The sequence below is a fragment of the Bacillus sp. 1NLA3E genome, assembly GCF_000242895.2.
Taxonomy (GTDB): Bacteria; Bacillota; Bacilli; order Bacillales; family Cytobacillaceae; genus Bacillus_BU.
Genome location: NC_021171.1, coordinates 1,218,620 through 1,232,237 on the forward strand (window position 1 = coordinate 1,218,620; position 13,618 = coordinate 1,232,237).

Annotated in this window: 11 protein-coding genes; 7 read left to right on the plus strand and 4 right to left on the minus strand. The window is 37.5% G+C overall.

Features of this window, described 5'->3' with window-relative positions; genetic code table 11:
• The first annotated feature begins 96 nt into the window (after positions 1–96).
• Positions 97–558, plus strand: coding sequence for a GNAT family N-acetyltransferase (locus B1NLA3E_RS05905; RefSeq protein WP_041580340.1), 462 nt, complete (start codon positions 97–99; stop codon positions 556–558).
• Positions 559–1,386: 828 nt separating this feature from the next.
• Here B1NLA3E_RS05905 and B1NLA3E_RS05910 read toward each other — a convergent pair.
• Positions 1,387–2,070, minus strand: coding sequence for a hypothetical protein (locus B1NLA3E_RS05910; protein WP_015592924.1), 684 nt, complete (start codon positions 2,068–2,070; stop codon positions 1,387–1,389).
• A gap of 22 nt (positions 2,071–2,092) precedes the next feature.
• Positions 2,093–3,454 carry an arsenic transporter gene (locus B1NLA3E_RS05915; RefSeq protein ID WP_015592925.1) on the minus strand — a complete coding sequence of 454 codons (1,362 nt, stop codon included), beginning with the start codon at positions 3,452–3,454 and terminating at the stop codon, positions 2,093–2,095.
• 670 nt (positions 3,455–4,124) lie between these two features.
• Between B1NLA3E_RS05915 and B1NLA3E_RS05920 the strand changes: the two genes are divergently transcribed.
• Together B1NLA3E_RS05920 and B1NLA3E_RS05925 are read left to right on the plus strand one after the other, a co-directional pair.
• A complete protein-coding gene (locus B1NLA3E_RS05920) occupies positions 4,125–4,910 on the plus strand; it encodes a GNAT family N-acetyltransferase (protein WP_015592926.1) in 786 nt (261 codons plus the stop codon).
• A 195-nt stretch (positions 4,911–5,105) separates the two neighbouring features.
• Positions 5,106–6,128: a threonine aldolase family protein gene (locus B1NLA3E_RS05925; RefSeq protein ID WP_015592927.1), complete on the plus strand. Its 1,023-nt coding sequence runs from the start codon at positions 5,106–5,108 to the stop codon at positions 6,126–6,128.
• A gap of 197 nt (positions 6,129–6,325) precedes the next feature.
• Here B1NLA3E_RS05925 and B1NLA3E_RS05935 read toward each other — a convergent pair whose 3' ends face one another.
• Positions 6,326–7,234, minus strand: coding sequence for an AraC family transcriptional regulator (locus tag B1NLA3E_RS05935; RefSeq protein WP_015592929.1), 909 nt, complete (start codon positions 7,232–7,234; stop codon positions 6,326–6,328).
• A gap of 197 nt (positions 7,235–7,431) precedes the next feature.
• Here B1NLA3E_RS05935 and B1NLA3E_RS05940 point away from each other — a divergent pair, with 197 nt between their 5' ends.
• Together B1NLA3E_RS05940 and B1NLA3E_RS05945 are read left to right on the plus strand one after the other, a co-directional pair.
• Positions 7,432–8,415 carry an aldo/keto reductase gene (locus B1NLA3E_RS05940; RefSeq protein WP_015592930.1) on the plus strand — a complete coding sequence of 328 codons (984 nt, stop codon included), beginning with the start codon at positions 7,432–7,434 and terminating at the stop codon, positions 8,413–8,415.
• A 34-nt stretch (positions 8,416–8,449) separates the two neighbouring features.
• Positions 8,450–9,301 carry an aldo/keto reductase gene (locus B1NLA3E_RS05945; RefSeq protein WP_015592931.1) on the plus strand — a complete coding sequence of 284 codons (852 nt, stop codon included), beginning with the start codon at positions 8,450–8,452 and terminating at the stop codon, positions 9,299–9,301.
• A 366-nt stretch (positions 9,302–9,667) separates the two neighbouring features.
• Here B1NLA3E_RS05945 and B1NLA3E_RS05950 read toward each other — a convergent pair whose 3' ends face one another.
• Entirely contained in the window at positions 9,668–10,903 is a 1,236-nt protein-coding gene (locus B1NLA3E_RS05950; RefSeq protein WP_015592932.1) for an MFS transporter, read from the minus strand.
• Between the two features lie 301 nt (positions 10,904–11,204).
• Here B1NLA3E_RS05950 and B1NLA3E_RS05955 point away from each other — a divergent pair, with 301 nt between their 5' ends.
• Together B1NLA3E_RS05955 and B1NLA3E_RS05960 are read left to right on the plus strand one after the other, a co-directional pair.
• The gene (locus B1NLA3E_RS05955) at positions 11,205–11,645 is read left to right on the plus strand and encodes a MarR family winged helix-turn-helix transcriptional regulator (RefSeq protein WP_015592933.1); all 441 of its coding nucleotides are present in this window, start codon (positions 11,205–11,207) and stop codon (positions 11,643–11,645) included.
• A gap of 260 nt (positions 11,646–11,905) precedes the next feature.
• Positions 11,906–13,600 carry a M3 family oligoendopeptidase gene (locus B1NLA3E_RS05960; RefSeq protein ID WP_015592934.1) on the plus strand — a complete coding sequence of 565 codons (1,695 nt, stop codon included), beginning with the start codon at positions 11,906–11,908 and terminating at the stop codon, positions 13,598–13,600.
• The last annotated feature ends 18 nt before the right edge of the window (positions 13,601–13,618 follow it).

Genomic DNA, 13,618 nt, shown 5'->3' on the forward strand with positions numbered 1-13,618 from the left:
TTCAATAACGAAGTATCGCTTTTTCTTTATTGTCTATCGGGGCAGTTGTGATGAACAAGAAATGTTATAATTGTAAAAAATTATTTCAGGGGGAGAATGAGATTGAGTAATGACTTATTAATTAGACCAGTATTAAATCAAGAGGTTTCTAAACTATACAAACTTATGAAGCAGTATATTGTGGATTTTTATAAACAACCTGAACCTAAAGAAAATGAATTAATTGGATTGATAAATTATTTACTTAAAAATCCTTCAAGTGGGCTTCAATTTGTTGCTGAAGAGAACGGGGAATTATTAGGATTTACCACTTTGTATTTTACTTTTAGCACCTTAAAGGTCAAGAAACAGGCGATTTTAAATGACTTATATGTAGTTCCGTATGCAAGAGGAAAAAAAGTTGGTGAAAAGTTATTTCAAACTAGTTTAGATTACATACGGGAAAACGATTTTTCATCTATGACATGGGAAACTGCAACGGATAACGTCGTAGCACAATCCCTTTACAATAAAATGGGTGGAGAATTATCTGAATGGTTATTTTATGAAATTAGTTAAGTATAAACTTTTTTATTCAGTTAAAGGGCGCTATCCATTAACAAGGATCAGCGCTTATTTCTTTTTAGGGCCATTTAATTGAATAAGAGTCTCAAACAAAATTTGATATTTTTGTTAATAATAGTATGAAGTTTGTGAGGGATTATAATTAAAGAAGCAGGTTAATTGAAGAACAAATGATTACTTTCCCAAAAGAAACACGAAGGATAGACTTAAAGCCTAATTTTCTTAAAAAAATTCAAATATTTATTACACTATATTGCTGCAATAAGTCCTCTTTTTATTTTTGCCTCGAATCAAAAAAACCGCGTTAACGGCGGTTCAAAAGGTTTAGATGCATGACTAATACCCACTAATAATTTATGTTCTATCATTTTTAATGATTAGGCTAATATAACGTTTTTGAATAATGTATCCGTAGCTAACTGTTGGTGTAGAACTACGGATACATGTAGGACAAAAAAACCCACTCGTATTAACTGTGTTATATACCAAAAATTTTAAGGTTTTTTGGTTTAGTCTTATTTTTGATTTAAAATTTATGTGGTTCATTTGTACAGTATTCAAATATTTGATAATTATCTAGTGGAAAATATTTACTTTAGCAATATTTTTTAAAATACATATCATGACAGTAGTAAACCATAAAAGAAGACCGTGTAGAAAATACCACGGTCCATTATACGAAGCAAGAAGCGAATGAGTAATCCTTCCTCGTCGGCAAACACAGGGTGGATTATTTTTTTGTTTTGTTTCTTAACAAAATGGAGATCACCTACCCTTTGTTAATGATGAAAATATTTATATCAATACCATTAACCTGGTTCATTACGGTAATTGAATTGTTTTGATATGATCTAAATTTCGATAAACCGTTTCCCTGTCTGCTGTTATCAGAATCGCTTTGTTATTTCGAACCTTTTGGAGGAAGCCTATTTTTTCAGGATTGTCTCCACCATCTAGAATAACTAATTGGTTTTCTAATTTTTTCAACTGATCACCAAAGGTTCTGGCTAGTGATGATGGAGGCGGATTTAACGGAAAATGCTGATTGTCTAAGGAATATGGTGTTGTATTTGGCGGGTACGGAATTAAAAATTTTACATGGTCCATCGATACAAATATGGATTTGTAGGCAGGGGAGTGAAAAACAAAATAGTCGTTCATGATGCTGGTTAAATAGCCATGAATGGATTTATCCCCAGTGACGTAAACCTTGGCGAACAGACCTTTAGCAGTCATTAATGTTTTACGATAGGATATTGCCTCGGTTTCAATTGGTTTTACTGAAGGCGGATCATCGTAAGAGGTATCATCATCTATAATGCTAATCTCTTTTAATCTGTGAATATGAACAAATGGAATGTAGAGGAAGGAGTTTGTTCTGCCCTCGTACATAACAACGATGTCCAACCCGGCATCGATTAGGATTCCCTTGTGAAAACTGCCACCCGATATCTCAACCTCAATTTTCTTTCCTTTTAAATCTAAGAAATCTATAAGCATCTTCATTCTCCTTTATTCTCATATAGTCTTATCTTTGAAGGACATCGCCAAAAAGACTGGAAACCCAATAATATAAAACAACTAATGTGAACAATACAGTAGGTGGAATAACGACAAAGGTGACTTTCATATATTCCATCCAAGTGATTCTGACTTTTCCCTTCTTTACAATGTGCATCCACATCAGCGTAGCCAGCGTTCCCATCGGAAGCAGCAACGATCCCATGTCACTGCCAACAATGTTAGCCAGATAGGCGATTTTCAAGGAAAGCAGATCTAGATGCATATTTGTTAACGTGAGTGTTCCAACCATAAGCGCTGGGTGATTATTAAATAGATTGGAAAGTACGGTTAGTAGCACTCCCATCAACACACTCGCATGGAGCAGGCTTCCAGAAACCATAGGTTGCATAATTCCAATCAACCAGTGCGTTAAACCAATATTATTTAGACCGTATATGATGGTATACATACAAAAGGCGAAAATGATAATATACCACGGCGTTTTTTTCAGCATATCGCCAGGAGGTATTTTTAAATAAGCCCACCGCCATCCTAAAAGTACAAGCGATCCAAGAACCGCCACAAGGGAGACTGGAATGGCGAAAAATGAGGCAACAAAGAGGCTGACCCGGACAGCAAATACGAATAGTAGGACGTAGAGCATAAATCTTGAACGAGCCTTCTCTGAAGCATGTTGAGGACCTGGCTTGAGCGGATGGTAAGAAGGTAATGTTAGACCCGTAACACTAGTAGGAATGGTTTTCGGTAAGATTTTACGAAAGCGAAGGAAGAGCAGCCCAACTAAGAATAGTAAACCAAGCGTTGCAGGGACAAACATCATCGCTGTATGCAAATACAAAGTCATATGCACAATTTTCAAAGCAATTAGATTTACAATATTACTTACACCGATTGGAGCACTGGACGCGGTTGCAATTAAGCCTCCAGACAGCAAATACGGAATTTTTTGATGGTTTTTTAAGCCCATGTTGTTTAACAACATGACTAAAATAGGAGTGGTAATTAAAATACTACCATCGTTATTGAAAAAGAGTGTCATGAGAAAGCATAAAAGATTGACATACCAGAATAATCGAATGCCTGACCCCTTTGCTTTTGCGGCTAGCTTCTCTGCCACCCAGTGAAAAAAACCAAAACTTTCTAAAACAATCGCCATGATGATCGTTGCCATTATGGTAATGGCAGCACCGCTGATGGTATCTGTAATGACACCTAAATCTGAAAATGAAACACTCCCACTGAGCAAGACAATAACCGCACCTATCGCAGCAGGTATAGCTTCATTCAAACCTCTAGGTCTCCACAGAATAAATACGAGGGTACCCAAAAAAGCTAAAATGGTTATCCAAACCATTGGTTGAAACATATTATTCTCCTTTCTTCTTCCTGATTTTTCTGGATATTGTCATGAGACGACCGTACCTCCTCCAGGGTAATTCCGCTCATGTCCCCCCCTTCCATCTATCCTTCTTGTAATGTTGTACTGTATCTATATGTATCGGGTAGTAGACATGCATTGGGGTGAAAACCCTTTTTTCTATAATTCCGCTAAAAACTATCAGCAATTGTCTCTATAAATAAATCATGGAAATTGAATAATTAGATCTTAAAGGGCAAAAAGAAAAAGCGAAGCCCTAAGCTCCACTCGAATTAGTAAAAAATTCGTATTACGTACAAAAACCTTTAATAACAAAGTTTCAGTATTCGTGATTCTGAAGAATAATAGACTGCCATAAACTACAATTTTTTGATTGCAAATTACTCAACGATATGCATATAGGTCCTCTACAGACCCCAATGAAAATGTTGGAACTTTAATTTTTGGAAAAAATAATGGGAAAGAATGATAAACAGCTACTCAATTAAATGTGATTTCTTCTTCAACAAACGGGCGCATTTCTGCAGTAAGAAATGCGCTCTTCTTAATGAATTGGGCCATTTAATTGAATAAGCTTATTGAGCATGAAGGAATTTGAAATACGCTATAATTTAGTCATTGATTAAATGTATTTAATATAAATTCTAGGAGTAATTATATGATAAGTATACAAGATATTCTTTTACTGGATTTTGCGTATTTGGAAACTTTTTCAAATCGGATAGATACCTCGTGGGGTTCAATTTTCTGTAATGATAGCCAACCAAATTATTATGACGCAAATTACGCACATATTAGTGATGCGCATGATAATCCACAGTTAGTAATTGAAGAAGTAAGCAGCTATTATACATCCAGAAAAATCATACCTAGATTCTATATCTATAACTTAGATATTCAACAAAATCTAATTTCTGAGTTAAAAAATCAAAAATTTAGATATGAGGAATTAATTAGTCCTGTTCAATTATGGAATAATCGAATTATTGATATCGATAATAACAACAGAACTACTATTGAAAAAGTAATAGAATCAAATTTTCAGGAAGCTTTAGAGATAGAGTGTAGCATTAAAGAATTTGGAGGAAAGGAATCGATTGAGAAAGTTTATGAGAAGCAATTCAATCACCCCTCTTTCACACATTATCTTCTTCGATACGATGGAATAGCTTGTTCCACGGCTTGTATTTTTGAAGATGGTAATCAAGCTCGATTGGAAAGTGTAGCTACAATTGAAGAATATAGAGGAAAGGGCTTAATAGGTGAAATTATTCAATTTATACAAAAGGAAGTTATAAATAGAGGAATTAAGAAACTTTGGGTTTTTCCGATAAATGAATCAATAGAAAAAGTATATCAAAAATATGGATTTCAATCAGTCGATAAAATGAAAATGGGACACGCATTTTTAGGGGGGAAAAGCATTAAGGAAATTCAAGGATAATAAAATGACTTTCCTTATTTGATGTTTCTTATTGAACTGTCAGGTGCTAATGTTGAATAAGTACGAACCCTTCAACAGCCCTAGATTTCAACATACACTACGATTGCCTCCGTTAAAGAGTGAGTTTGCTGGGGCGTTTGTTGAAGATGATTAACAGCTGTTTCGGTGGCTTTTTGGACGAGAGGAGTTAAGGGAATGATTATAGATTTTAGAACAGATGCTGGTACTCGACCAACGGAAGAAATGCGTAAAGCAATGTATAATGCCGAAGTGGGAGATGACGTTTTTAGAGAGGATCCATCAGTTAATCGTTTAGAGGAAACAGCAGCAGAAATGTTGGGAAAAGAGGCTGCTTTGTTTGTCACTTCAGGCACAATGGGAAATCAACTAGCCATATTATCTCAAACATCACCAGGTTCAGAAATTCTGGTGGAAGAACATTCACATATCTTTGTTCAAGAAGCAGCTTCTCATTCTATTATTGCTGGCGTTCAGACACGGCCCATTTCTAGTGATAAAGGCACATTAGATCCAGAACGAGTGCGTAGTGCCATTAGAATGCCTGGAGAGTCAACATATACTAGTCTCCTATGCTTAGAAAATACACATAACTATTCAGGTGGCACAATTGTACCTTTAGATAATATCAAGGACTTGTATTCTATTTGTCGTAAATCCGGTACCAAGTTACATATTGATGGTGCAAGACTGTTTAATGCCGTTGTTGCCACATCTATTTCAGTCGATGAATACGCACAATATTCCGATACCGTCCAAATTTGTTTATGTAAAGGCTTAGGAGCTCCAATAGGTGCTATTCTCGCAGGTTCGCAAGAGTGTATTGCTAATGCAAGAAATTGGCGTAAAAGACTAGGTGGAGCAATGCCCCAAGCAGGGGTTATAGCTGCACCTGCTCTAGTAGCATTAACAAGTATGGTAGAACGATTGAATGAGGACCACGAAAAAGCTAAAAAATTAGCAGAAGGGTTAATTCAAATACCTGGTATTACCGTGGAGTTGGAAACTGTTCAGACGAATATTGTTATGGCAAATGTTCAAGGAACAGGAAAGTCAGTTCGAGAACTGATTTACGAACTAAAGGCAGTTGGAATATTAGCAACTGAATTCACAGCCGGTGTTTTACGGTTTGTTACGCATAAAGATATCTCTCAGGCTGATATAGATGAGGCATTAAAACGTATTAAGAACCTTCTTTAACGGGTGCTTTTCTTCAATAAAGTTTTTGAAACGATCTTCCTCAATCGGGCGCTTTTTTAAAATAAGAAAAGTGTCCTTTTTATGTTTTCCAACGGTATTGAGACTTTCTTCTAAATAGTAAATCTTAGATTGTTGAATTACTAATATATGAAATTCATTCTTTCTGAGCATAATAGATTCAAGAATGACCCCCACCATTAGGAAGGGGAATAGGTTTCTTTCAGCCGCTTAATATCCTCTTTAGGTGGTAAACCAAACATACGGGAATATTCTCGGCTGAATTGAGATGGACTTTCGTAGCCTACTCGGAATGCAGCTTCGGTAGCATCTTTTGACTCGGAAAATAACAGACGACGTGATTCCTGTAGCCTCAATTGTTTTTGGTACTGAATAGGACTCATAGCTGTTACCTCTTTAAAGTGCCTATGAAGCGAAGAAACACTCATATTCGCAATTTCTGCAAGGTCCTCAATCCGAAACGACTGATCGTAGTTATTCATGATATGGTCAATAACATCCCTTATTCCATTAGTGGAACTTCCTTCTACTACAATTTGCCTTAGCGTAATCCCGTGCTGCCCCTGTAAAACCCTATAGATGATTTCCTTGATGATAAGAGGTGCAAGTACTGGTATATCATTCGGAGTCTCTAGCAAACGGACTAACCTGGTTACCGCGTCCAACAGAGATATCTCTATTTTGCTAACATACATGCCTCTCTTAGCATTTTCTTTTTGGTTAACAGCCAGTTGAGAATCCTGTAAAACCTCCAAGATTTGATTTGCCGTAAATTCGAGTTTCAGAGCCAAATATGGATTCTCATAAGAAGCTTCCGTGACTATACCGGTGATTGGCAAGTTAACGGATGCAGCAAGGTAATCCGCAGGGCCGTATACATAGCGCTCCTGCGCCAGAAATACCTCCTTCCTACCCTGAACGATAATGCATAATGAGGGCATGTAAACTCCGTAACTTGGACCGGTAATATTAGAGAAGCGAGAGAAAGATAAAGAAGGAATAGCAGTCTCATGAGAGCCGTCTTTGCCAGTCTGCCCCTCAATAATTTGGGTAAGTTCAGCCCGCTGTTTATCGATTGGTTTAGACATAATAACCTCCTTGTGTCCTTATTTTTTTATAGTTCCATACTAATACATATTCCTCCGGAACGTAAGTAGTGTTAGAGGATTAGGCAATGATTTGGTAGGAATGATATAAGGGTTCCCTATTTTTTTGTTGCATAATAAGGGAGTCAAAGTTTTTTACCCTTACATCTCAACAAAATAGGTTAAGGAGTTTAATCCACATGAAAAAACGTAAATTAGGAAAAAGTGAATTGGAGGTCTCCTCCGTAGGCCTTGGATGTATGGGCATGAGCCATGGATACGGTCCTGCCTCGGACAAAAAAGAGATGATTTCGCTAATTCATGAGGCAATTGACCGAGGTGTTACTTTCTTCGATACTGCAGAGGTATATGGTCCATATCGCAATGAGGAATTGGTAGGGGAAGCCCTTGCTCCTTTTAAGGGAAAAGTGGTTATCGCGACTAAATTTGGTATTCAAATGGATAATGGCAAGCAGGTGCTTGAAAGCAAGCCGGAGACCATTCGGCAATCAGTTGAAGGCTCGCTAAATCGCTTAAAAGTTGACACCATTGATCTCTATTATCAGCATCGGGTTGATCCAAATGTGCCGATTGAGGAAGTAGCGGGAGTAGTACAAGACTCAATCAAGGAAGGTAAAGTTAAACATTGGGGGCTTTCTGAAGCAGGTGTGGAAACGATTCGGCGTGCACACTCGATTCATCCACTGGCTGCTATTCAAAGTGAATACTCGATGATGTGGAGAAGTCCTGAAGAAGAGCTATTGCCTACCCTTGAAGAACTGGGAATCGGGTTTGTTCCTTTCAGTCCATTGGGGAAGGGATTCCTTACCGGAACAATTAAAAAGGATGCAACGTTCGGTCGCTCAGATTTCCGTAGCATTGTTCCTCTCTTCCAACCTGAGAATATCGAGGCAAATCAGGTGTTGGTTGATTTGATAATAAAGATTGCAGTAGAAAAAGACGCAACCCCAGCCCAAATCGCACTTGGATGGGTGCTTGCTCAGAAACCATGGATTGTTCCGATTCCAGGCACGCGGAAATTGGAGCGTCTCGATGAAAATCTTAGGGCGGCAGATATTGAACTGAGCACTGAGGAGCTCAATGACTTGAATGATGCCTTATCTAAAATTGAGATCTCGGGAGATCGCTATCCGGCGGAATACGCAAATAGGGTAGGTAAATAACAGATGTTCTATATAGAAAACAGGAGGATTTTATATGCAAAAAGTAACTTTAAATAATGGTGTTGAAATGCCAATTCTCGGATTTGGTGTTTTTCAGATTCAGGATGAAAATGAATGTGAACAATCTGTTTACGACGCGATTATGGGAGGATATCGTCTAATCGATACTGCTGCCTCTTATCTTAATGAAGAAGCAGTCGGCAGAGCAATCAAGCGGAGCGGTGTGCCAAGAGAGGAATTGTTCATTACAACAAAACTCTGGGTTCAGGATGCTGGTTATGAGAGCACAACGAAAGCATTCGCAAAATCACTGAAAAGACTTCAATTGGATTATTTAGACCTATACCTAATCCATCAGCCATTTGGTGATGTATATGGTTCTTGGCGTGCAATGGAGGAATTGTACCGTGAAGGAAAAATCAGGGCTATCGGAGTAAGTAACTTCCATCCAGACCGCCTGATTGATTTGATTATTCATAATGAAGTTGTTCCTGCAGTTAACCAGGTAGAAACACATGTTTTCACTCAACAAATCGAAAGTCATGCTTTTATGAAAGAGAACAATGTTCAGATAGAGTCTTGGGGGCCATTTGCTGAAGGAAAAAATAACATGTTCCAGAACGAAATTCTGGTTTCCATAGCCGAAAAGTATAATAAATCCGTTGCACAAGTGGTATTACGTTGGTTGATTCAAAGAGGAGTTGTTGCGATTCCAAAGTCTGTTCACAAGGAAAGAATCGTCGAAAACTTTAATATCTTTGACTTTGAATTAAACCAGGAGGATATGGACCTAATCACTACGCTAGATACGAAAGAGAGCTTATTCTTTTCACATAGGGATCCTGCAATGGTGAAATGGATTGCTACCCGTAAACTTGAGATTTAATACTTTGTTTCCTTATTTACAAGAAAAAAGTCGATTTCCTTCCAGGAACATCGGCTTTTTTTATAGAGGCTGTGTTAAAGCTCAATGTTGATTTTTTGCACAAGTTGATTGGAGTGGAAGGCGCGAGACTCCTGCGGGAGCAGCGGGACAGGTGAGACCCCGCAAGCGCTTTAGCGCCGAGGAGGCTCACCGCCCGCCCCGCGGAAAGCGAAGCGCCTGGAACGGAAATCAACATTCTAGATTAACAGAGCCTTTATAGAAAATAATTTGATAACTTTTACATTTTGAAGAATTAAACTTAAACGTGTGCTTATCTTGATTAAAGTGTAAGTAATGATCTTCCGCAATCGGGCGCTTTTTTGAAATTTATGAATACAACTCTTGCAGTTTTTTATCCGAAGGAAGGAAGCATGTTATAATCCCCAACAATGGTAATGTCCCAACAAAGATGATGGTACTCGGTAAACTGATTAAGTCAGCTAAATAGCCAAGTCCGACTGAACCCAAAGCCCCCATTCCAAAGGCTAAACCTACTGTTAATCCAGCCATGGTTCCGATTTTTCCTGGGAATAATTCTTGTGCATAAACCACCGTTACCGAGAAGCTCGACATAAGTAAAAAGCCTGAAACTGCAAGGAGAGCAAAAGCAATGGTACTTGGGACAAACGGTATCAAAATTGTAAGTGGAGCAGATCCTATCATGGATAGAAAAATGATATTCTTTTTTCCAAACCGATCTGCCAGTGGTCCACCAAAAAATGTTCCAATTGCTCCAGTGACCAAAAAGGCAAATAAAAACATCTGTGATTGCTTAATAGTAAAGGCATACTTCTCAATCGCATAAAACGCATAATAATTGGTCATTCCGGAAATATACCACGAGCGGGCAAAAATAAGAAATAATATTAAAGTCAATGCTACCCATACTGTTTTTGGGACTTTAGCATTCTTTTTAGTGTTAACATCCTTTTTGGACTTCATCATTGCTCGATCAGACTGAAACCTTTGGGTATACCACCGGGCAATAAATATCAACAATCCAACAGCAGTAGCAGCAACGATTGAAAACCAAGATGCACCTTTTTGACCAAGTGGGACAAGAATAATTGCTGTAATTAACGGGGCCAACGCTTGACCAGAATTACCACCAACCTGATAAATAGATTGAGCAAGACCTCTACGTGGACCAGAGGCCATAAATGCTACTCTTGATCCTTCAGGATGGAAGATGGCTGATCCAAGACCTATTAAGGCTACAGAGAAAATGATCATTTCAAAACGTGGGGAAAATGCGAGTCCAAGCACACCAACCATCGTTATGGAAAGACCGATAGGCAGTGCATATGGTCTAGGCTTTTTGTCGGCAATCATTCCGATAATCGGTTGTAAAACTGAGGCAACTATATTCAACGAGAAGGCAATCATTCCTAGTTGCGTATAGGAAAGTCCCATTGATTTTTCTAAAATTGGGAACATAGCTGGGACCACAGCTTGAAGAGAATCATTTAGCAAATGGCATAAGCCAATTACAAATAATATTTTATAGGCAGTCGTTCCCTGTTTGTTACTCAGGGAACCAATTGAAACAGCTTGATGACTCATCTTTTTCTCCTCTTCCCGGTTTATTATTCACCTTGCGAACGTTTTCTCTTATACTAGGTATCTTACAAAATTTTTGAATTAAATAGTATATATTTGCATGATAATATCAAAAAAATCTTTTATTTAGGATAGGGTGCCAAAACGAGACCAGGATCATCTCGTCGTTTTGAAATATTGGTGTCACAAATTGTTTAGTGATTGATTGAAAATTTGCTTGCACAATTGACAGCTAAATGTAATTTTTATATAATTATTTTGAATTCAAGATATTTCCATTAAAAAATAAAGGAATGAATGAAATATGATTTCTGATCAAATTAGTCAATCATTAAAATTATTTATTGTTCTTTCACGTTCCTATAAAGCGCTAAATGAACAAGCTAATAAGTTAATTGCTGAAAAGGGCTTAAATCCAACAGAATTTGCAGTCTTAGAGCTTCTATTTCACAAAGGAGATCAGCCACTGCAACAAATTGGCGGGAAAATATTGCTGGCCAGCGGTAGTATTACCTATGTGGTTGATAAGTTAGAACAAAAAGGGCTGTTAAAGCGCGTGGCATGTCCCAATGATCGCCGCGTTACTTACGCTCAAATCACTGATGAAGGAAAGCAGTTTATTGACGAAATTTTTCCGGAACATGCACAAAAAATTGATGAAATGATGTCAGTACTATCAAATGAAGAAAAAAATACGGCAATTGAATTATTAAAAAAGCTTGGTATTGCAGCTGGGAAATATTAAAAAGCGGTTAAAGACTGCTTTTTTTTTTGAGGATTTGTTAAAGCGCATTGTTTATTATGCTCACCTGGTGATAGGACCGGAAATCAACAGGTAAGTTTAACACAGCCTTTTAATGGCTTTTTCTATTATCAGCATCCTAGCATTGATGATGCTGTTTTCAAAATGTAGCAAAAAAATATGTTTGCATCAGAAAAAGGGAATAACCAGTTTCTCATCAAAATCGTATTAGCAAGACAAATCTTGTAAGGGGGTTAACAGCTTTGAAATTTGAAGATTATCTTTATACTCGACCAAATATCAGTGAAATCGAGTCTGAGTTTCAAATAGGACTTGAACAATTTAATCAAGCAAGTAGTGTTGCGGAACAAATTAAAGCGATTGAAAAAATAAATGTGGTACGTAATAACTTTGGTACAATGGTAAATCTTTGTTATATCCGCCATTCTATTGATACCAATAATGAATTTTATAAATCTGAACAAGATTACATAGATGAGATTGAGCCGGAGGTGGAAGGTTTGGTCACGAAATACTATCAAGCATTAGTGAACTCTAAGTACCGCAAAGATTTGGAAAGTAAGTGGGGTACACAACTTTTTGCGCTTGCCGAGACACAATTGAAGACTTTTACTCCAGAAATCGTACCGCTTTTGCAAAAAGAAAATAAGCTTTCGAGTGAATACACGAAGCTGATTGCCTCCGCAAAAATTTTGTTTGAAGGAAAAGAGCTAACCCTTGTTCAGCTAGAACCATTTGGAGAGTCCCCAGATAGAAAAATGAGAATCAAAGCTAATGAAGCACGGTTTGGCTTTTTGGCTAAAAATGAACAAAAACTTGATCAAATTTACGATGATTTGGTTAAGGTACGAACAGAAATTGCCAGGATCCTAGGGTATTCAAGTTTTGTTGAACTTGCCTATGATCGAATGAGTCGAACCGACTATAATGCCGAAATGGTTTCTAAATTTCGTAGACAAGTAGAGGAATTTATTGTTCCATTGGCCACGAAATTAAAGGAAAGACAACGAAATCGGATTGGGGTAGAAAAGTTAAAATATTACGATGAATCGATTATCTTTCAATCAGGTAATGCAACTCCAAAGGGAAGTCCGCAATGGATTATCGAGAATGGTCAAAAAATGTACGAGGAGCTCTCTACAGAAACGGGAGAATTTTTCTCCTTTATGACAGAGAACGGATTAATGGATTTAGTGGCCAAGAAAGGGAAAGCTGGTGGCGGCTATTGTACATTTATCGAAAATTATAAAGCACCGTTCATTTTTTCAAATTTTAACGGTACATCAGGAGATATTGATGTTTTAACTCATGAAGCAGGACACGCTTTTCAAGTTTTTTCAAGCAGACATTATGATATTCCAGAGTATTACTGGCCGACCTACGAGGCATGCGAAATTCATTCAATGAGTATGGAATTTTTCACCTGGCCTTGGATGGAACACTTTTTCAAGGAAGATACGGATAAATATCAATTTGCCCATTTAAGTGACGCATTACTTTTCTTGCCTTATGGCGTTTCTGTTGATGAATTTCAACATTGGGTTTATGAGAATCCTGAGGCAACACCAGATGAGCGAAAGTCCACTTGGAGACAGATTGAAAAAAAATACTTGCCACATAAAGATTATGACGGTTTCACCTATTTAGAAAACGGTGGTTTTTGGCAGCGCCAGGCTCATATTTATAATTCACCTTTTTATTACATTGATTATACTTTAGCACAAATTTGTGCGTTTCAATTTTGGAAGCGGTCGAAAGAGGATTGGAAAGCTGCTTGGGAGGACTATGTAAAGCTATGTAAACTTGGAGGAAGTGAGCCCTTTACTAAGCTTGTTGCAGAGGCACATTTGATCTCTCCTTTTGAAGATGGTTGCCTAAAATCCGTAATCGATGAAATTGAAAAATGGCTAGATACAGTTGACGACACTACCCTATAACCAAAAAAAATTAAATGA

Excerpts from the sequence above, each read along its gene's own strand:
- B1NLA3E_RS05950 (WP_015592932.1), bottom strand. The coding sequence starts at position 10,903 with ATGAGTCATCAAGCTGTTTCAATTGGTTCCCTGAGTAACAAACAGGGA.
- B1NLA3E_RS05915 (WP_015592925.1), bottom strand. The coding sequence starts at position 3,454 with ATGTTTCAACCAATGGTTTGGATAACCATTTTAGCTTTTTTGGGTACC.
- B1NLA3E_RS05940 (WP_015592930.1), top strand. The coding sequence starts at position 7,432 with ATGAAAAAACGTAAATTAGGAAAAAGTGAATTGGAGGTCTCCTCCGTA.
- B1NLA3E_RS05920 (WP_015592926.1), top strand. The coding sequence starts at position 4,125 with ATGATAAGTATACAAGATATTCTTTTACTGGATTTTGCGTATTTGGAA.
- B1NLA3E_RS05935 (WP_015592929.1), bottom strand. The coding sequence starts at position 7,234 with ATGTCTAAACCAATCGATAAACAGCGGGCTGAACTTACCCAAATTATT.
- B1NLA3E_RS05905 (WP_041580340.1), top strand. The coding sequence starts at position 97 with ATGAGATTGAGTAATGACTTATTAATTAGACCAGTATTAAATCAAGAG.
- B1NLA3E_RS05955 (WP_015592933.1), top strand. The coding sequence starts at position 11,205 with ATGATTTCTGATCAAATTAGTCAATCATTAAAATTATTTATTGTTCTT.
- B1NLA3E_RS05945 (WP_015592931.1), top strand. The coding sequence starts at position 8,450 with ATGCAAAAAGTAACTTTAAATAATGGTGTTGAAATGCCAATTCTCGGA.
- B1NLA3E_RS05925 (WP_015592927.1), top strand. The coding sequence starts at position 5,106 with ATGATTATAGATTTTAGAACAGATGCTGGTACTCGACCAACGGAAGAA.
- B1NLA3E_RS05910 (WP_015592924.1), bottom strand. The coding sequence starts at position 2,070 with ATGAAGATGCTTATAGATTTCTTAGATTTAAAAGGAAAGAAAATTGAG.